17 protein-coding genes are annotated in these 19902 nt (G+C 62.8%); all 17 read right to left on the reverse strand.

Going from position 1 to position 19902, the window contains the following annotated elements; translation table 11 throughout:
- Positions 1 to 840, reverse strand: an 840-nt coding sequence (locus JaAD80_RS17185; protein ID WP_102295777.1) for a glycosyltransferase, incomplete at its 3' end; no start/stop codon positions are given.
- 57 nt (positions 841 to 897) lie between these two features.
- Positions 898 to 1923 (reverse strand): glycosyltransferase family 2 protein, encoded by a 1026-nt coding sequence (locus JaAD80_RS17190; protein WP_258003046.1) that lies wholly within the window; start codon positions 1921 to 1923, stop codon positions 898 to 900.
- Positions 1924 to 3483 (reverse strand): O-antigen ligase, encoded by a 1560-nt coding sequence (locus JaAD80_RS17195; RefSeq protein ID WP_258003047.1) that lies wholly within the window; start codon positions 3481 to 3483, stop codon positions 1924 to 1926. It abuts the gene before it with no gap.
- Positions 3483 to 4727 (reverse strand): lipopolysaccharide biosynthesis protein, encoded by a 1245-nt coding sequence (locus JaAD80_RS17200; protein ID WP_258003048.1) that lies wholly within the window; start codon positions 4725 to 4727, stop codon positions 3483 to 3485. Before JaAD80_RS17200 ends, JaAD80_RS17195 begins: the two co-directional genes overlap by 1 nt.
- A 23-nt stretch (positions 4728 to 4750) precedes the next feature.
- Positions 4751 to 5812, reverse strand: a complete 1062-nt coding sequence (locus tag JaAD80_RS17205) for an acyltransferase (RefSeq protein WP_180979455.1) — start codon at positions 5810 to 5812, stop codon at positions 4751 to 4753.
- Between the two features lie 84 nt (positions 5813 to 5896).
- Entirely contained in the window at positions 5897 to 7009 is a 1113-nt protein-coding gene (locus JaAD80_RS17210; protein ID WP_102295783.1) for a DegT/DnrJ/EryC1/StrS aminotransferase family protein, read from the reverse strand.
- A gap of 31 nt (positions 7010 to 7040) precedes the next feature.
- Positions 7041 to 7763: a glycosyltransferase family 2 protein gene (locus tag JaAD80_RS17215; RefSeq protein ID WP_102295784.1), complete on the reverse strand. Its 723-nt coding sequence runs from the start codon at positions 7761 to 7763 to the stop codon at positions 7041 to 7043.
- Positions 7764 to 7915: 152 nt separating this feature from the next.
- Positions 7916 to 8602, reverse strand: a complete 687-nt coding sequence (gene epsI / locus JaAD80_RS17220) for an exosortase-associated protein EpsI, B-type (protein ID WP_102295786.1) — start codon at positions 8600 to 8602, stop codon at positions 7916 to 7918.
- Positions 8599 to 9495 (reverse strand): exosortase B, encoded by an 897-nt coding sequence (xrtB, locus tag JaAD80_RS17225; RefSeq protein ID WP_102295787.1) that lies wholly within the window; start codon positions 9493 to 9495, stop codon positions 8599 to 8601. The genes epsI and xrtB overlap by 4 nt, the downstream gene beginning before the upstream one ends.
- Positions 9495 to 10370 (reverse strand): chain length determinant protein tyrosine kinase EpsG, encoded by an 876-nt coding sequence (gene epsG / locus JaAD80_RS17230; RefSeq protein ID WP_258003049.1) that lies wholly within the window; start codon positions 10368 to 10370, stop codon positions 9495 to 9497. The genes xrtB and epsG overlap by 1 nt, the downstream gene beginning before the upstream one ends.
- Positions 10371 to 10385: 15 nt before the next feature.
- On the reverse strand, positions 10386 to 11795 hold the full coding sequence (gene epsF / locus JaAD80_RS17235) for a chain length determinant protein EpsF (RefSeq protein ID WP_102295791.1): 1410 nt from the start codon (positions 11793 to 11795) through the stop codon (positions 10386 to 10388).
- A 66-nt stretch (positions 11796 to 11861) separates the two neighbouring features.
- On the reverse strand, positions 11862 to 12650 hold the full coding sequence (gene epsE / locus JaAD80_RS17240) for a polysaccharide export protein EpsE (RefSeq protein ID WP_102295793.1): 789 nt from the start codon (positions 12648 to 12650) through the stop codon (positions 11862 to 11864).
- A gap of 230 nt (positions 12651 to 12880) precedes the next feature.
- The gene (locus JaAD80_RS17245; protein ID WP_258003050.1) at positions 12881 to 13732 is read right to left on the reverse strand and encodes an EpsD family peptidyl-prolyl cis-trans isomerase; all 852 of its coding nucleotides are present in this window, start codon (positions 13730 to 13732) and stop codon (positions 12881 to 12883) included.
- Between the two features lie 659 nt (positions 13733 to 14391).
- Entirely contained in the window at positions 14392 to 15774 is a 1383-nt protein-coding gene (locus JaAD80_RS17250) for an undecaprenyl-phosphate glucose phosphotransferase (protein ID WP_102295795.1), read from the reverse strand.
- Positions 15775 to 15782: 8 nt separating this feature from the next.
- A complete protein-coding gene (epsL, locus tag JaAD80_RS17255; protein WP_102295796.1) occupies positions 15783 to 17045 on the reverse strand; it encodes an XrtB/PEP-CTERM-associated polysaccharide biosynthesis outer membrane protein EpsL in 1263 nt (420 codons plus the stop codon).
- A gap of 40 nt (positions 17046 to 17085) precedes the next feature.
- On the reverse strand, positions 17086 to 17748 hold the full coding sequence (locus JaAD80_RS17260; protein ID WP_102295798.1) for a CAAX prenyl protease-related protein: 663 nt from the start codon (positions 17746 to 17748) through the stop codon (positions 17086 to 17088).
- Positions 17749 to 17924: 176 nt separating this feature from the next.
- A complete protein-coding gene (locus JaAD80_RS17265) occupies positions 17925 to 19817 on the reverse strand; it encodes an ATP-binding cassette domain-containing protein (protein WP_102295799.1) in 1893 nt (630 codons plus the stop codon).
- Positions 19818 to 19902 lie beyond the last annotated feature (85 nt).

Genomic DNA, 19902 nt, shown 5'->3' on the forward strand with positions numbered 1-19902 from the left:
GGCCAGCGCGGCCGCGCCCGCCAACAGGCCGGCCGCCAGGTACAGGGCGGGAGCGGCAAAGACAAACCAGCAGGTGCGCGCCGCATACTTGAACCAGCGGTGGCCGAACGCCGCGCGCAGGAACACGCCGCTCGCTTCGATGCGGCCGATGCGCCACAGGCGCAGCATCATTTGCAGCGACGTTTCATTGTGCCCCGAGTGCCGCACGGCGGGCAGCGCCAGGCGCACCAGGCGCCAGCCGGCCGCGCGCAGGCGCGCACCCAGTTCCGCTTCCTCGAAGGCGGCCAGCCAGCGGTTGGCCAGGTAGCCGACGGCCTCGATCGCAGCGCCACGGTACAGGCCGCCGCCGCCCAGCGCCGTCACATCCCGTTCTGGCGCCAGCGAAGCGTACTGCTGCACGCGCATCTTGTCGGCGACGGTGCGCACCGCCGTATCGATCAGGCGCCCGCCGACGCCCGCCACGCCGGGATGCGCTTCCAGGTACGCGAGGGCCTGGGCGATAAAGCCCGGCTCCAGGGTCATGTCACCATCGAGCACGTACAGGTAGCGCCCGCGCGCATACTGATACCCGAGCTGCAGCGCCGCGCCGCAATTGCGGTCGTCGGTCGAGACGAACTGCACGATGCGCACGCCAAACTGCCTGGCGATCGCCACCGTGCGGTCGCGCGACAGCGAATCGACCAGCAGCACTTCCGCGTCGAGGCCCTCGCATTCGGCCAGGGCCGAGCGCAGGCAGGCCTCGATATGCTGTTCCTCGTTGAGGGCCTTGATGATGATGGTCAGCAGCGGCGCTTGCTGCGCGCCGGCGGCATCGCGTGGAGTCAGGTCAGTGGCTGGCATGGATAATCTGAAAGGAAAAGTTGGCAAGGCATGCGGGTGGGTACCGGGCGGGGCGTGTCAGGACAAGTCGTCGCGCATGGCGCGCAGCATGGCGCGCGACGCCACCTTGCGCCCCCGCAGGGCCGCTACCAGCATGTCGCGCACGGTGCGCACATGGCACAGCACAAGCAGGCGGGGCAGCAGCTTGCGGTACATCTTGAAGCGCGAGCGGTACTGGGTATAGATGGCGAAGTCGCTGTCGTGCTGCTCCTTGGTCGAGCTACCCGCCTTGTGGTAGACGATGGCGTCTTCCGCCAGCGCCTGGCGGAAACGCCCGCGCGCGCGCAGGGCCCAGTCGATTTCCTCGAAATACAGGAAATAGGATTCTTCCATCTCGCCGACGCCCTGCAGGAAGCGGCGCGACACCAGCATGGAAGCGCCGCTGACCCAGTCGAGCCGCGCCTGCGCGCGCTGCACCGCCGCCGCATCGATGTCGCTGCGGCGCATGCCGATGCCGTGCAGGTCAATGGCCACGCGCCATGGCGAGAAATGCCCGCCGCCCAGGGCCTGCACGCGCCCGGGGTCGGCATAGAAGCAATTCACGGACCCCGTGATGCCCGTCTCGGCATCCATGCCGGCGCGCCGCACCATCGCCGCCAGGCAGCCTGGTTCGACCACCGTGTCGTTATTCAGCAGCCACACATAGGCGCAGGCGGGGTCGTCGAGCGCGATACGGATGCCGACATTGTTGCCTCCGGCAAAGCCCAGGTTGCCTCCCGTCTCGACCAGCAGCAGGCGCGCGGCGCTGTCGCCATGGCGGAAGCTGGCCGGCGCGCGCACGTGCTCGCACGCCACCGGCTTCGGCACCGGCGGCGTCGTCAGCCGGGCCAGCGGACCGGCGGGCGCCGTCCAGGCCAGCGTACCGGCGGCCCAGTCGCGCAGCTTGCCGATCGAGCCGTCGCTGGAAGCGTTGTCGCAGACGATCACCCCGAAGTCGGGATAATCGAGACGCAGCACGCTTTCCAGGCATTCGACGGCGTCACGCCAGCCATTCCAGTTGACGAGGACGATCCAGACCTTGGGAGACTTTTCCGGTATCGGCATTTATTTCGCTTTCAGCGTGCGGCCCGGGCGCTTCACCTTTTTATCCACCTCCGGCGCGGCTTGTTCAGGCGATTCGGCCAGCACGACAATCGCCGCCAGCAGCAGGTAGCCGAGGGTCAGGCCGGAAAAAATCGACAGCACGGTTTTACAGCCGAGCAAAATCAGGATGGCGATGGCCATGAAGCCGGCCGCCATACCGGCGCCGTCGGCCCGCTGCTTGTACATCTTCAGGCCCAGCAGCACCCCGCTGCCGAAAATCGACAGGAAGGCCAGCAAGCCAGGTATGCCGGAATCGAGTGCGATACCCAGCCAATAGTTATCGATGTTGTAGCGCACGCCATCGAAAAAGCCCAGCTTGACCACGCCGATGCCATTGCCGAACCCCATGAAGGGATTGGCGGCGATCAGCGGCATGCCCCGCTCGAGCATCATCACGCGCGACATGGTGCTGCTCATTTCACCCTGGCTGCGGCCCACCACCAGGGCCGTGACCTCATGCAGGGCGAAATAGCCGACGATCAGGAACACGGGCAGCAGCAGGATGGCCATCAGCAGCGACAGATTGGCTTTTTCCTGCCCCAGGTTGCGCCCGCGCGGCAGCAGCAGCAAGGCGCCGGCCAGCAGCACGGCCGCCACCAGCACCACGACGCCGACGCGGCTGCGCGAGGACAGGATCACGATGAAGGCCAGCGGAATGAAGGCCGCGCTGGCCCAGCGCAGCAGACGCGTCGGGTTGCTGAGAAACACAGCCACGGCCAGCGGCGCCATCATGGCCATGAATTCGGCCAGCACCATGGGATGCTCGAACGTGCCCTGGGCCCGGTAATGGCCGTCGCGGAATTTTTCACGCACGGTGTCGAGCATGGTTGCCGAATCTTCCGCGCTGAGCACGATGAAGCGGTCGAACAGGGTGTGCTTCACGGCCGCCTCATATGAAGCGAGCAGGGCCTGGACGATGGCAACGAGGATCAGCAGGCCCAGCAGGCGGTACACATCCTTTTCATCGCGCAGTATCGCCAGGAAGACGAAGAAAGCGATGTAGCAGGTAATGACTTCCACGGCCAGCGACAGCACCTGCGAAATCGGCTGTTCGCCCATTGCCGAGCTGAGCACGCGCCAGGCAAACAGGAACAGCACGCTGAAGACCATGAAGGGATGCGCCTTGCAGCGCCGCACCAGGCGTTCCATGGGGTCGCGGCAGGACAGGATGCAAAAGCCGCCCACCATCAGCAGCGACAGCCAGGCCAGCTTGGTCGGATTGATCGACGGCAAGCCACCGAAGCGGTAGACGATGTAGGCGGGCCACAGGTTGATGAACAGCACCAGCAGCAACAGCAAGCCGTTCAGCAAAGCATCGGGCGCGGTCTTGCGCTTGGGCATGACCCACATGCCGATCAGCGCCATCACGCCCATCGGCACGGCCAGCAGGCGCACCAGCGCGCCCGGCGACAGCACGGCCGCCATCAGGCCAGCGATCAGGCACAAAAACGCCGCCCCGATGAGCAGCATGCCCATCAGTAAGAAACTCCCCTGGAAGGAACTGCGTTTTTGTCTTGCCATCATTGTGCTCCCTTGCTTGTTTGCAGCGCCGCGTAGTTGCGTGCGCCACGATTACACCACCACCAGAAAATGCCCTGCGCCAGCGGTATCCATACCGCATACACGGCCAGGCGCACATTGATCGCACCGTCCACCCCGTAGCGGGGAATGGCCCAGTAGCTGGCCGCCACGACGACGATGCTCGTTGCGATCGTCAAGCCGGTATTCAGTTTCAGCATGCCCCGCCCTATCCATTGCGGCGTCATCAGCAGCGCCAGGCTGATGCCCAGCACCGTCGGCAGCAAGGCGCGGAACATCGCCGCGCTGGGTGCGAACGCCTGGCCGGCCACCAGCGAAATCATCAGCGGCGCCAGCAGGTAGGCCACCACACACACGCCCGCCACCGCCAGCAGCACTTTTTTCGCCAGCCGGCGCTGCTGCGGCCAGAAGGCGTCCGGCGTGGCGCGCGCCAGGCCGCCATAAATCACCATCAGCGCACTCTGCGGCACGATCAGCAGCAAGGCCACCATCTGCTGCGCCAGCTGGTAAAACCCCACTTCGCGCTTGCCCAGGTCATGATTGATCAGCAAGATGCTCACCTGGTCCAGCAGGAAGGCGCTCACCGTCGTCAGGTGGATGATGGCGCCCGCGCTCATCAGGGGGCGCACTTCGCTCTTCACCCAGCTGGCCGAGCGGCCCGCCAGCTGCCACAGCGGCCAGGCCACCAAGGCGGCAACGAAAAACTGGCCCAGCAACTGCGAGGCGAGCGCGCCCGGCACGCCCCAGCCCAGGTACATCACCAGCAAAAAGAACAGCAGAAAACCGATGCTGCGGCCCCAGTACTGGGCGCGATTCAGCAAACCCGTCTGGGCGCTGGCCGCCAGCATGTTCGAGGCATACTGCTCCCAGATCAGCAAGGGCACGCACGCCATGGCTATACTCAATGGCAACAGCGACAATCCCTTGAACAGCGCGCCTCCCGTCACCGCGTACAGCAGCGCCGCCAGCGCCAGCGCCAGCAGCGACAGGCCCAGCGCCATGCCGCCCAGCGTGCCCATCTGCGCGCCCAGCGCCGGCTTGCTGTCGGCCGACTGCAGGCGGTGCTGCAGGGCTTGCCCCAGGCTCAGGTGGAACAAGGTGGCAAACAGTGCCGCCCACGCCATGGCGGCGGCAAACTCGCCGCGGCCATCCGGCCCCAGCAGGCGCGCCGAGACGAACAGGGTGCCCAGCGACAGCACCATGCCGTAGCCGCGTGCCACACTCATGCCGACTATCCGCTTCAAGTCGCTCAAGGCCGCACCTGCACGGCGGCGACGTCGGCGGGCGGCACGGCCGAGGTGCGCATGACCACGAAATGGCGCTCGACAGCATGCCAGCAGCACCACGCCAGGGGCAGCACGATGGCGCTGGCCAGCAGGCACACGCCGACCGGCGTCGTCGCCCAGCCGTACATCAGCAGCGTTTGCTGCACGGGAAAGGCAAACAGATAAATCCCATACGACAAGTCACCGATCTTTTCCAGGTTGACGGGCGCCACCCACGCGGGGKGGCGCCCCAGCCACAAGGTGGCATAACTGATCGCCACACAGGCCAGCAGGTGGAACAGCGGCCCTGGCACCAGCGCGCCGGCGCCCCACACGGCCAGCAGCAGGGCGGCGATGCCGCCATGCATGGGCACGCGGCGGCGCAGCAGGCGATAGGCGGCGCCCAGCAAAAAATAGGGAACCAGCAATATCGGCCCGGCCATGCTGCCATCAAGCACCTTCCACCAGCACAGCGCGCACACGGCCACGATCGCCAGCAGGGGCAAGGCGACCGAGTCCAGGCGACCGATGCGGCGCAATAGCCACACGCCGCCGCCCACGGCCAAGTACAGCGAAAACTCGATGGGCAGGGTCCACAGCGAACCATTCACGGCCGCCCCGTACGGATTGGCGGTGAACACACCCGGCAAGACATATTGCAAATGCCACATGGTGATATTGCGCGCGATGTAGCTCCACGTCTCGCCATCGCGGTAGTAGTCGGCCAGCTCCAGGGTCGTGACCAGCGGTCCCAGCAACAACGCCGTCAGCACCACCACCAGGATCAGGGCGGGGAAGATGCGCCGCACGCGCGCACTGAGAAACGAACGTAGTTCAGGGCGCGCATACGCGCTCGCCGTGATCAGGTAGCCGCTGATGGAAAAGAACACGCCAACGGCCACCGTGCCCAGAGTCATGCGCCCATCCGTCAGCAGCATCAGCGGCTCGCGCGCGCCCTGCGCGCTCAAGTGATAACTATGCGAAAACAGTACCAGCCAGGCAGCCAGCAGGCGCAGCAGATTAAAATTATTGGCCGGCGGCGTCATGCTCGTGATCCTGGCGGGCGGCTGGACGGTACCAACCGGCCATGACTGCATTAAAAGAAAACATGTTGCTCCCGCTGCTGCGCGTCACTGCGCTGGCAAGGTGCGCAGGATATCGCAGATACGGTCCACTTGCTCCAGCGGCAAATCCGGGTAGATCGGCAGGCACAGCACCCGGTCCGCCACATGGTGGGCCACCGGCAGCAAATGCCGGCCAGCCGACGGCAAGCCGCGGTACATGGGGAATTCGCTGATGAGTGGATAGAAATAGCGGCGCGTCATGATGTTTTGCGTCTGCAGATAGGCATACAGGGCATCGCGCTGCAGCGGGAAATCCGCTTCCACGAAGACGGGGAAGTAGGAGTTGTTCAGCTGCGCGGGATCGTTCACGGCCGGTACCGTAATGCCGGGCACCGTAGCCAGGTTGTCGCGGTAGCGGGCGGCGATCTGCGCGCGGCGCGCCAGCGCCTGGTCGACGTGCTTGAGCTGCAGCAAGCCGAATGCCGCCTGCACTTCATTCATCTTGCCATTGATGCCGGGCGCGACGACGGTCGTTTCATCGACGATGCCAAAATTTTTCAGGTGGTCGATGCGCTGCTTGGTCTTGGCATCGGGACAGATGATGGCGCCGCCCTCGAAGGTATTGAAGACCTTGGTGGCATGGAAACTCAGCACCGACAAGTCGCCGTAATTGAGCACGCTGGTACCCTTGTGGCGCACGCCGAACGCATGCGCGGCGTCATAAATGACCTTCAGGCCGTAGGTGTCGGCGATGCGCTCGATCTCTTCCACGTTGCATGGCGTGCCGTACACATGCACGGGGAAAATGGCCGTCGTCTGCGGCGTGATGGCCGCCTCGATCTTCGCCGCGTCCAGGTTGAAAGTGCGCGGATCGATGTCGACAAACACGGGCTTGATGCCATTCCACAACAGGGAATGGGCGGTGGCCACGAACGAGTACGGCGTGGTAATGACCTCGCCGGAAATGCGCAACGCCTGCAGCGCCGTCACCAGCGCGATGGTCGCATTGGTAAACAGGGCCAGGTGCTTGACGCCCAGGTATTCGGCCAGTTCCCGCTCGAGTTCCTGGTGGAAAGGGCCGGCATTGGTCAGCCATTTGCTGTCCCAGATCTTTTGCAGATAGGGCATGAATTCATCGAGCGGCGGCAGGGACGGTTCGGTAACGAAGATTTTTTTCATAATGGCAACAATTATATAGGGCGGACGGTGGCTAGGCCTTCTGGTTGCGCTCGCGGTAATGTTTCAGCAAGCGGTCGGGCGCACGCACGGCGCGCACGCCGAGGTAGCGGATCTTGCGAAAACGGTTCCAGTCGCCCGGCTCCGCATAGCGCCAGGCCGTGATATCCCAGGGTATCGAGGCCAGCCAGCGGTGGTAGAACACGGACGAGGTCGACACATTGTTCACCGCAAAATGCGGCGCCTGGTTCACGTGCCACTCATCGGGCACCCTTTCGTAATCGAAGGGATGCCAGATGATGTCGGCGCGCGTGCTGCGCGCCAGGGCCAGCAGTTTGCTGATGCGCTCCGGCGCGTGCTCGTCATCGTCGTCGAGGTGCGTGACGAACTGGCCGCGCGCCAGCGACAAGGCATGGTTCAGGGCCAGGGTGCCGGCCACCATCCAGCGCTGGCGCGGCTCCGTCGGATACACGCCCCGCTCGGTCAGGTTGACGAACTCGATGCGCGGATCGTTCAGCGCCGCCACGCGCTCGGCCGTGTCATCGGTGCAGCAATCGCCCACCACCACGATCTGCAGGTGCGGATAATCCTGCGCCAGCAGCGACGGCAGGCAGCGCTGCGTCAGCAGCACGCCGCGGTTGTAGGTGGCCACGCAGATGGTCACCAGCGGCTGCGGCATGTCGTAAGCGGCCTGATAGGCGGCACTCTTGCGGGCGCCGCGAAAACCGGCCCGGGCGCCCAGGCCCAGGTCGCGCATGGAGCGCACCGGCTCCCTGAGCCGCGACCATATTTTCCTGCCTTTATCTGCTAACCGCCGTAAACTCGTGAAATTCGACAACCATTCCTCCCTGACTACACGCTGGCAAAGCAGCTCCACCGGCGCCGGCAACGGCGCCACATGTACCACGCTTAATTGGCAAAGCCCATCAAGCGGCGCCGGCTATTCTCCGGCAGCACCTTCAGCATCGCATTGACAAAGTCTTCCTGCATGGCAAACGAGCGCTGCGTATCGGTGTCCAGCGACGACACGCGGAACAGCAGGCCGTCCGGAATATCGCCGGCCAGGCGATAGCGCATTTCCGCGATTTTCTTTTCATTTCCGCTACGCACCACCACATCGCCGACCGTGCTCCAGTACGTCACCGGCTCGTAGCGTTCGCGCGACAGATTCGTCTGCAGGCGCTTGACCTTGATATCGCCCTGCGGCGTGGCCAGCACGCCATCCTGCTTGCCCGTCAGCTCGAAGCCCTGCGCCGGATAGCACACTTCCGGATAATGCAGCTGCATGCCGTCGCTCTGATTGGCGCCGTAGGCGATCGACAGCATCACCCGATAGCCTTCGTTGTTCACATAAGTGCGCGACAGGGTTTGCGTGTAGATCGCCTTCAGCGCCTCTTCGGTGCTCGGGTTGATCACATTCGCGTGGCCTTGCGTCTCTTCGCGCCAGTTGCCGAACTGTGTCGGCACCAGGGCCTTCAGCTCGACCGGCGGACGCTTGTCGGCGAGGAAATGCGTCGGCGTGATCAACTTCGCCGTTCCTGCCGAGGCCGCCATCAGCACGCCCAGGACGATACTGCTCAAGATTGCTCGTTTCATGCGCCTGCTCCCTGCGGCCGCGCCGCTGGCGGACGGCGCGAACGCGACAGCCACTGCAGCAGCGAATCCACGCCAATGATGAGTACCAGCGCGCTGATGAACAGGACCATGCCGGCAAAACCGTGCAAGAAGCCCTGCCCTGCGGCGTCGCCGAAATAATAGGTAATCAAGGTCAGCACGCAGACGCGGATGACGTTGGCCGTAAACGAGATCGGCACGATCAGCAGGGCCAGGCCGATGTTGCGGAAGGCCGAGGTATGGCGCACCACGTTGAGGTAGAACAGGCCCAGCGATTCAAGCGTCAGCAGGGTCTGCAGGCCTGCGCAGGCATCGGCCACCAATAGCTGGTACTGGCCAATCTGCAGGATCACCCCGGTACGCGCGATGGGATAGCCGGCCCAGTACAGCAGGTGCTCGGTAACATACGAGACGGCCTGCTTCATCGGCATGGTCAGCGTGCTGACCACGGAGCTTGGCAGCGGCACCATGAACAGCATGAAAAAGAAGGGGAACCACAGCACGCGCAAGGCGCCGGGGCCGCGCTTGAACAGCAGCAAAGCGGCCAGCATGAAGATGAACGAGAGGATTTCGAACGAGACGATTTGCTGCGAGGTGCCCAGGATATACAGCAGCAGCGAGACGATGAACACGGGCCAGCCGGCGGCCGCGCTGCCGGCGGCCGGCGGCACGTCCTTCCAGCGGCGGGCCATCAGCCACAGCGACAAGACCAGGATGATGGGGCCGTGGGCTTGCTCTTCCGTGGCCCACACGCCGTGAAACAGGCCATAGAAAGTCGATCCGAACATGCACACGAAGCCTATCGCAATCGGCAGCCACTCGGGCGCCAGCTTCTTAATCCGCGGTAACACAGCAGCGGTGTCCAGACCAGCCATCAGAATTCAACCATCACGGAGCCGACGACGTCCGCGCCGATTTGCGACAGCTGCTCGCTGGCCGCGTTCAAGTCCGCCACCAGGGTTTCATTGCGGCGCGTCACCAGCAGCACGCCACCGGCGCGCGCGGCAATGGCCAGCGCATCGGAACCTGCAGACAGCGAAGCGGCGTCGTAGAGGACCACGTCGAAGTGGCTTTCCAGGCGCGCGTTCAAGTCCGTGAAGGCGGTGCGGCTGAGCAATTCCTGCGGATTCGGCGGCAAGGTACCTGCTTCGAGGATGTGCAGATCGACGAATTCGTCGATCTTGGCGATGGCGTCGAGGTCGGCGCGTCCCGCCAGCACGTCGGACAGGCCCTGCTTGTTCTTCAGGTCGAAGATCTGGTGCTGGCTCGGCGTGCGCAGGTTGGCATCCACGAGCAGGGTATGCTCGCCCAGCTGCGAAAACACCACGGCCAGGTTGGCCGCGAACAAGCTGGCGCCATCGCCGCTGTCGACGCCCATGATCACCAGCGACTTGCGGCCGAGGGCGAACCAGCGCAGCATCAGCTGGCTGCGAATGGCGCGCAGCACTTCGACCTGCGGGCTGAACGGTTGATACGCGGCCAGCAGGCGGGCCGAATACTTGCCCTGGCCCTGCTGCAGGTACGGATAGTCGAACTGGCGCGCCAGCACTTGCTGGATATCCGCTTCCGTGATCAGGCCCAGGCGCTGGGCTGCTTCGCCGAAGCGGATGCCCAGTTCCTTTTGCATGCGCAGCACGCGTTCGGCGTTTTCAGGAGTGATCTTGCCAGATTCCAACAGCAAGCCACCGATGCTGGAATCGCCGCCGCGGGCCTGTGGACGTATGGTATTGCTCAGCGCTGGGTGGTTCATGGGAGTATCCATCGATTAGTTGGCCCGCAAACGGCGGAAAGTAAAGGCATTCAGGAAGCTGCGGCGTTTTTTCGCCGGCGGATTCCAGTTGATCACGCCCAGCACCGGCGCTTGCAGCACATCCTGCAAATCGCCTTCGGAACGCACGCGGCGGTTGAGCATCTCGGCCAGCACGCTGAACGCCAGGCCCAGCATGCCGCCCAGGAACACGGCCAGCACGGTGTTCACCAGGATCTTCGGTCCTGCCGGCTTGATCGGCGGCACGGCTGGATTCAACACGGAAATATCCGACTGGTCCGACTGCCCTTCGATCTTGGTTTGCGAGAAACGCTGCGAGGCCACGTCAAAGGCGCGCTGCGCGCTTTCCACGTCTTTCGCCAGCACGCCCATTTCATCGCGCGTGCGGTTCAGTTCCAGCACCTTGGTCTTTTGCTCGGCCAGGGCGGCGCGGATCGCGCCTTCGCGCTGCTGCATGATCTGTGCATTGTTGCCCACGCTGTTAGAGGCGATACGCAGCTGTGCCTGCAGATCGGCGCGCAGCTTGTCGACTTCGGCCTTGGCGCTCTGGTATTGCGGATGGTTCACGCTCAGGCGCTGCGACACTTCGGCAAACTTCGATTCCGCACTGCCCAGGTTGACCTTCAGGCTCTGGATCAGGGGATTGGCCGCCACGTCAGGCGACTCGGTAGCATTGCTGCCCTGCGCCATGCGCTGGCGCGACGTCGCTTCCATCGCCTGGCCCTGCGCGCCCACCAGCTGCGCCGACAGGTCGTTCAGGCGGTTCGATTCCACGTCGAGGCGGTTATCGATGCTGACGATGCCGTGCTCCTGCTGATATTTGGAGAGACGGCTTTGCGCCACTTCCACGTTGTCGCGCAGCAGCTTGATCTGGTCGCTGAAGTAGGCGGACGCCTTCTTCATGGGATCGACCTTCAGCTGGATATTGATTTTCTGGTACTCGTCGGCGAAAGCATTCGCCACGGCCGCCACGAATTGCGGATCGGCACCCTTGAAGCTGATGTCGACCACGCTGCTTTCGCGCGACGGCACGATGTCCAGCTTGGCCAGCAGCAGGTCGGCCAGCCAGTCGCGCACGGTGCCCTTGCCTTCCGTCGCTTCGTTGAACTGCGCCACGACGGCAGGACTGTCGGCCAGGCGCAGCGAATCGACCACATGCAGGGCCACGTTCTTGCTGCTGATGATATCGATCTGCGTGGCCATGTAGCCAGGCAACAGCTGCCCCGGCATGGTCAGGCCCGTCACCGGATCGACGCCCTTGTAGTTGAGCAGCAGCGAGCTGGTGGCCTTGTAGGTCTTGGGCAGCAACAGGCTGACGACCACGGTCACCGAGACGGTGACCAGCAAGGTCAGCAGCAAAATCCAGCGGCGCGCCCGTAGGATCAATAAAAATTGTGAAAAGCTCATGAATTGATTCCCATGCCGTAAAAAAAAGAAATACTGGCTAGCCGGTGAATGCCGCTGGCCATGGTGTTAGAACAGGCTTTCCTGCACATACACGACGTCGTCCACTTGCAGCAGATCGTCATGCTTGGCCGAAATGACTTCCAGCTTGCCCGCCTCGTCGCGGCGTTTGATGCGCACGCCGCGTTCGGTGCCGCGCTGCGTCAGACCGCCGCCCACGGACAGCGCTTGCAGCACCGTCATGGAGCGCTCGAGGCGGAAGGCGCCCGGACGCTGCACTTCGCCGTAGATATAAAAGCGCGGCGCGCGTTCGACATAGATGACGTCGTTGCCGGCCATGTCATAGTCGCGGTTCAGGTCGGCGCTGCGCACCATGTCGACGATATCGACGCTTTCCTTGGTGGTCTTGCCGTTGCGCTTGCGGATCAGGCTCACGCTGTCGCCGCCATCGGCGCTCAGGCCACCCGCCATGGCCAGCACGTCAAGCATACTGCGGCGCCCTTCCAGCGGATAGCGTCCGGGACGGTTGACCTGGCCCAGTACCGAGACCTGCTGGCTTTGCAGCGCGGACACGATGATGTTGACCTGGGCTTTGCGGATGAAACCGCCACCTTCCAGCAGGCCGCCGATCTTCTTTTCCGCCGCGGCTACGGACAGGCCGCCCACCGCCACCGCGCCGATCAGGGGGAAGGTAATTTCACCGGCCTCGCTGACGCGCGTTTCCAGTCCCAGGTCGGGACTGCCGTAGACGGACAATTTCAGCACGTCGCCGGGCCCCAGCAAGACATCAGCGGCGGACGCGAAGCCAGCACTGCAAGCCAGGACAGCGGCCATGATCCAGAGAGCGAGTCGTTTCATGTTAGTACCCAATTCTATTGATATGCTTCAGTTGAAAATGGTCGTGCCCACGCTTTACTTCAGTCCGGCAACGCCGCGGTCATTGGCTTCGTTTGAGGTCGTCGGCGCCGAGGCAGGCACGGCTGGCGCTACCACCACTGGCGCGACCGGCGTCACAGCAGCGGCCGGCGCTGGCGCGGAAGCGGCTGCCGAAGCGGCGGCGCTGGCATCCTTGCCCGTGGCGCCCTTGTTCAGGTACTCGATTTTGGCTGCCGCACGCAGCGCGCCAGTTCCGCATCGGCCGCTTCCTTGCTCTTCTTGTTGTACAAGAACTGTTCAATCTGCGGCGCCGCCACTTCCAGGGTGACAGGGCTGTCCTTGACGTCTGCCAGCGAGATCAGCAAGGTGCGGTCGCCTTCGCGGATAATGAACAACTGGCCTTTCGGCATGCTCAGCAGCTTGCCCGTCAGTTCGGGCGCCAGGTCGGCGCTGGTGCGCGACAGCTGGGCACGGCCATACTTGACCTTGTGCGCGTCCAGCCATGCCGCCACGTCCTCGAGCGATTTGGCACTGTCCATTGCCGCCTTCAGGTCGTCATTCATGTCGGCCGTGGCAATGATCAGTTCGCGCATGTCGAATTGCTTGCGCTGCGAGAAAAATTGCGGGTTGCTGGTGAAGTATTTTTCCACTTCGGCCTTGGTCGGGCGGGCAATCGTGCCGACGCGCTTTTGCATGTAGGCCTGGGCGATGATCAGCGATTTGGCCCGTTCGATGGCTTGCACCACCTTCGGCTCGCGGTCGAGCTTTTCTTTCGCCGCTTCGCTTTGCAGCAGCTGGCGGTCGATCAGCGATTCGAGCAACTGCTTGCTGGCAGCCTCTTGCTGGCTGGCCTGGACGTTAGCCCGCTGCAACTCTTCATTGAGCTGCAGCACCGTGATTTCTTCGCCATTCACGCTGGCCAGGGTCTGGCCGGCTTTCTTTTCCTTGCTCCCGCCGCATGCCGACATGCCAGCTGCAATGACGAGAAAGGCACCGGCCCACAGCACGCGCCTGGGCACGCCAAGTTGAGGGACCGTCAGTCTTGCCATATCGAAATGCTTCAAAATTACTCCTTGGGGATTGGGAAATTGCCAGACGGAGGCCATGCCATTCCGCCACCAGCACAGTGAAAGGCCACCAATCCGGCGGCGTTTCACTGCGTAAAATGACAACATCATTGCAATATTATAAATAAACTACCGCTGGATGCATAGTACTAACAGAAATATTTGCTTAAAATATCATTAAATATCCATAAATACAACTATTCCCAGAGGAAAATTGTTTCAAAAAAAACATATTACATGGAAAAAACGACTGTTGCCGCACGCTGGCCAACGCTGTTTTTCCCCGCTGTTTTCTCTGGAACTGCCAACTGCCGCGGCATGGCGCCGGCGGCCGGCTCTTGCCGTGTGACTATCGAAGCAATAGGCCGCAGGGCGGCAAGCAAGCATTTGAAACACCGCTCAAAACCTGCCGCGCGTGGCGCTTTGCGCCCGGCGATGCTCGCCGTGCACAAACACAGCAGCGCTTCCCCGGCACAACGCACATCCGCCCGCGCCGGCTTTGCCAGGCGTCGTTATTGTCATGTTGTCTGGATGACGGGCACACTGCCTGCGCGCTGCCTTGCGGCGATTCGCGGGGCGCGCCCGGCATGCCTCATTTTATCGCTTATCTCTGGCCGACAAGTAAAACATTCACCCGAGTGTTGCGAGTGTGGCGCCTAGTGTGCATTGTCGCGTTTCAGCACGACCTTGACTGTACGCAAGATGATCCACAAATCCAGCCAGAGCGACCAGTTGCGCAGGTAATCGAGGTCGAAATGGATGCGCGCCTCCATCTTGTCGAGGGTTTCCGTTTCGCCGCGCAAGCCATTCACCTGCGCCCATCCCGTGATGCCCGGCTTGACCTTGTGGCGCAGCATGTAACCCTTGATCAGCTTGCGGTACTGCTCATTGTGCGCCACGGCATGCGGGCGTGGTCCGACAATGCTCATGCGCCCTTGCAGCACGTTGATAAACTGCGGCAATTCATCGAGCGAACTGCGGCGCAGGAAGCCGCCGATGCGCGTGACGCGCTGGTCGTTCTTGGTGGCCTGCGTCACCACGGCGCCATCCTCGCTGACAGTCATCGAGCGGAATTTATAGACGATGATTTCCTCGCCATACAAGCCGTAGCGGCGCTGGCGGAAAATCACCGGCCCCTTGGAGGTGGCCTTGACGGCGATGGCGATGACCAGCATCACGGGCAGCAGCATGATCTGGATCAGCAAGCCCAGCACGATATCGCTGCCCCGCTTGACCATGCTGTTAAAGCCCGTAAATGGCGACTCGCGGATGGCGATCACGGGCATGCCGCCCACGCTGTCGAAGCGCGCCTGCATCAGGTCAAAGATGTAAATATCTGGCAAGAAATACACGGAAGCCGTCGTATCCTGCAATTCGTCGAGCATCTTGCGGATGCGCGGCTGCGCGGAAATGGGCTGGCTGATGAATATCATCTTGATATTGTGGGTGCGCACATAGGCGGCAATATCGGCCATGCGTCCCAGCATGGGTTCGCGCATTTTTTCCGGCCAGCGGTCATCGGTGCGGTCATCGAAGAAGCCGCACACCTGCATGAACAGGTTGGGATTGCGCTCCACCGTGGCGGCGAACTTCAGGCTGGCGTCATTGGCGCCGATGATCACCACCGAACGCACCTCGCTGCCGCGCCCAGGATCGGCGATCAGGCGGCGTGCCGCCAGGTGGCTGGCCAGCAGCACGAACGGCGTCAGCAGGAACCAGCCCAGCACCAGGTCGCGGTCAAAATGAAAAGCCAGGCCCGTCGCCGAGCCCAGGAAGACTAGGATCAGCACCGTCACCGTCCAGCCAACGAGCACGTCGCGCGCATACGCGAGCATGCGCCCGCTGCGCCAGGTACGGTAGGGGTCGACATACTGGAACACGGACGACGAGATGAAGAACGCCAGTATCATCAGCACCAGCGAATAGCCGGTAAAGGGCGTGCCGCCCAGCACCGACAGCAGGTACAGCGTGCCCATGATGATGAGCGGATCGAGGACACGCTGGAAAAAGGAAATCAGGGGAATATCATTAACCGTCATGGGACTCTTCAGAACTGCGCACTGGCATTGAATGAAACACCTTTGGCCCGGTAGCTGCCTGTATTGATAATGGGCGCACCCGTACGCGAATCGCGGAAGGCGCTCAGGCCCAGCTGGATGTTCGGCCGGATATTATAGGTGAGGCCCAGCGAGGCGGTGCGCGTCGTGTCGCTGACGTCGCCCGGCAAGTTGAGCCCGCTCACTTCCGAGAAGTCGCGCTTTTCGCGGCGCAGCAGCGCATCGACGCGGATTTTCGCGGTGGCATCCCAGGTGGCGCCCAGACTGGCGCCATTGTTCAGGCTGCTGGTAATCAGCGAACTTTCCACGGCGGCAAATTCATGCCAGACGCTGCCCGTGAAACGCACCTTGCCCAGCGGCGCCCAGTACACCGTCAAACGGCCATTCGCGCCGCTGGAATCGCGGCCCGCGAACAGCTGGTTCTTGCGCTTGACCCAGCCGCCCAGCAGCTGCACCTGGGTGATGCCGCTGAAGCGCCAGTAGATATTCGCCTTCACCTCGTCCTGCTCATAGCCCGTGTCCAGCCCCAGGCCGGCGATATTGTTGCGGTAGGGATAGCTGCCTTTCAGGTGGCGCAGCTGCAGGCCGATGCGGCTGTCCGTCGATGGCAGATAGTCGAGTCCCAGCTCGGTGGCATTTTCCGTGCGGTCGGCGTAGCGCAGGGCCACGGAATCATAGGTATAGCGCTCGCGCGTGAAACCGCCGCGCACGCGCCAGCTGGGATGGAAGCGCCAGCCGCCATTCGCATACTCGCGGTGCAGCACGCGCAGATTGCGGTCGGTGCTGCGCACGTCGCTGAACGGCGTCAGGGTTTGCGAATAACTGGCGCCCACGTGGCCTTCCAGGTGGTTGGCGATATGCCATTCCAGGTCGGCCAGGTAATCCTTGCCGCTGTAATCGAGTTCGTCGAAATGGTCGAAATACACGCGCGACCATTTCGCCTGCCCCGTCAGGATCTGCCGCCCGATGGGACGGTTGAACAGGAAACCGGCCTGCACCTGCCGCGACGTGTCCGAGCGCTGGCCCTGGAAGCCGGGTGCGTTATCATCGAGACGGAACAGGTTGTCGTCATACGAATACGAGGTGGCGATGAACGGTGAAATCGTGTCGTTGAAGGCGGCGAAGGCGGACTGGCTGGCCGCCGCCCCACCGAGCAACAGCAGCGCGGCGGGCAGGTGCCGCAGGCGCAGGCTGGCGCGGCGCGCGCGGGCAAGGGCTACGGCGGGGGTATTCTTACGCGAAAAATTCAACATGGGCATTGTCTTTGAGAGAGCAAACAGTTGATTGGCAATATTACCAGTAAGTCCAGTGTCCACCGGAAACAATCCAGATGCCCAGCACGCCATTCGTCACGCCATGCGCGAGGATGGGCGACCACAGGTTCTGGCTACGCATGTACAGCAGGCTATATGCGGCCCCTGCAACGATGCCGGCGAGCCACAGATTGTGCTCAAAGCCAAACAGCACCACGCTGATGACCAGCGCCTTGGCACTGGCCAGGCGCGGCTGGAAGGCGAGGAAATTGGGCGCATCGATCCAGCGCAGCAGGAAGGAGCGCCAGAACAGCTCTTCCATCACGGGCACCACCAGCGCCGCGCCGGCGATGCGCAGCAGCACCAGGCTCCATTCGATCTGGCCATCATTGCGCGGGTCGAAGCCGTCGGCGCTGCCGATCGTCATCCAGCCGGCGCTGAGGTTGATCCACAGCAAAAAAACAACAATCCCCGTGATCAGCGCCACGGCCAGGGTGCGCGCACCCATCGGCGTCCAGCGCAATTCCGTATAACTGCGGCGCCAATACAACAGCATGGCCAGCACGACGCCGATCTTGACGGCGTACAGCCAGCGCAGTTCCTGCGCGGCAAAGCCGGCGCGGCCCAGCATGTCGGCAATAAAAATGAAGGAGAGGTAGGCCAGGAATGGCGCTACCCGGGGCAAGGCGGCGCGGTCAAACATCGTGCGGCGCGCCCGGGACAGGCCGACGCGCCGGACGCACAGGCCCGGATCGCGTGTTTTTCATAACAAACATGCATCCCCCGATGTAAAAAATATAATTATATAATTATATCAAGCCGGACCGTTGCCGTGGCAAGTAATCCTAACTTAATTACAACAGGAGAGGGGGAAAACTATCAAGCGTTCGCGCGCGCCTCGATCTGTTCCCACTTTTCCAGCGCTTCCAGCAGCTCGCCTTCGATCTCGGCCACGCGGGCGTTCAGGCGCTTGCCTTCGGCCGGCGTCTTCTTGTAGAAGTCCGGATGCGACAGTTCGGCCGCCAGCACCGACTGCTCATCTTCCAGCTTGGCGATCAGTTTCGGCAACTCTTCCAGTTCGCGCTGTTCCTTGTAGCTGAGCTTTTTCTGCTTGGCAACCGGGGCGGCCGCTTCGACCTTGACGGCCGGCTTGCTGGCCGGCGCCGTGGCGATCGGCAAGGTGCGCACGCGCTCCCAGTCCGTGTAGCCGCCGACGAATTCGCGCCACTTGCCCTCGCCTTCGGCGACGATCACTTGCGTGACGACGTTGTCGAGGAAGGTACGGTCATGGCTGACGAGGAATACGGTGCCGGTGTATTCTTCCAGCAACTCTTCCAGCAGTTCCAGGGTATCGATATCCAAGTCATTGGTCGGCTCATCGAGCACCAGCACGTTGGCCGGCTTGGCGAACAGGCGCGCCAGCAGCAAACGGTTGCGCTCGCCACCGGACAGCGACTTGACGGGCGAACGTGCGCGTTCCGGCGCGAACAGGAAGTCGTTCAGGTAGGTCATCACGTGACGGCGCTGGCCGTTGATCTCGACCCAGTCGCTGCCCGGCGCGATGGTTTCCATCAGGTTCGCTTCTTCGTTCAGCTGCGTGCGCATCTGGTCGAAGTACGCCACCTGCAATTTCGTGCCCAGGCGGATGGTGCCCGTGTCCGACTGCTCTTCGCCGAGGATCATTTTCAGCAAGGTGGTCTTGCCGGCGCCGTTGGCGCCGATCAGGCCGACCTTGTCGCCGCGCAGGATGGTGGCGCTGAAGTCCTTGACGATGACCTTGTCGCCGTAGATCTTCGAGACGTTTTCCAGGTCCGCCACGATCTTGCCCGAGCGTTCGCCGGCCGACACATCGAGCTTGACCTGCCCCTGCTGCTCGCGGCGCGCATTGCGCGTCAGGCGCAGCGCTTCCAGGCGGCGCACGCGGCCTTCGTCGCGCACGCGGCGGGCCTTGACGCCCTTGCGTATCCACACTTCTTCCTGCGCCAGGAACTTGTCGAACTTGGCGTTTTCCACTTCCTCGATTTCCAGCTGCTCAGCCTTGCGCACCTGGTAGGCCGTGAAGTTGCCCGGATACGACAGCAGGCGGCCACGGTCCAGCTCGATGATGCGCGTGGCAACATTGTCGAGGAAGGAGCGGTCATGGGTAATGAACAGTACGCTACCCTTGAAGTCGCGCAACAAGCCTTCCAGCCACAGGATGGAGCTGAAGTCCAGATGGTTGGTCGGCTCATCGAGCAGCAGCACGTCCGGCGCCGAGACCAGCGCGCGCGCCAGCGCCACGCGCTTTTGCATACCGCCGGACAGGGTTTTCATGGCCATGTCGCCCGTCAGGTTCAAGCGGTCGAGTACGGTTTCAACCTTGTTCGGCAAGCTCCACGCATCGGCCGCGTCCAGTTTGACCTGGATGTCATGCATGCGTTCCATCAGTTCGTCGTCATTGCCCTGGCCAAACTGGCCCGTCAGCGCATCGTATTCCTTCAGCCATGCCTGCGATTCGCCCATGCCGGAGGCGACGGCATCGAACACGGACATTTCCGGGTCGAATTGCGGCTCCTGCTCCACGTAGGCGATCTTGATGCCTTGCTGCATGACCAGCAAGCCATCGTCGAGCTTGAACTTGCCCGAAATGACTTTCAGCAAGGAGGATTTACCCGTGCCATTGCGGCCGATCAAGCCGACCCGCTCCGAGGTTTCCAGTGAAAATTCCGCGTGATCGAGCAGCGCGACGTGACCGAACGCAAGTTGCGCCGATGAAAGAGAAATGACAGCCATAATGAGTAAAGGTGTTCGGGCGCCGTTCCCTGCACACCGCGTGGTGCGCCAAACAGCTGCCGATTGGATGAATGAAGCACGCATT

The organism is Janthinobacterium sp. AD80 (assembly GCF_002878455.1).
GTDB lineage: Bacteria > Pseudomonadota > Gammaproteobacteria > Burkholderiales > Burkholderiaceae_D > Janthinobacterium.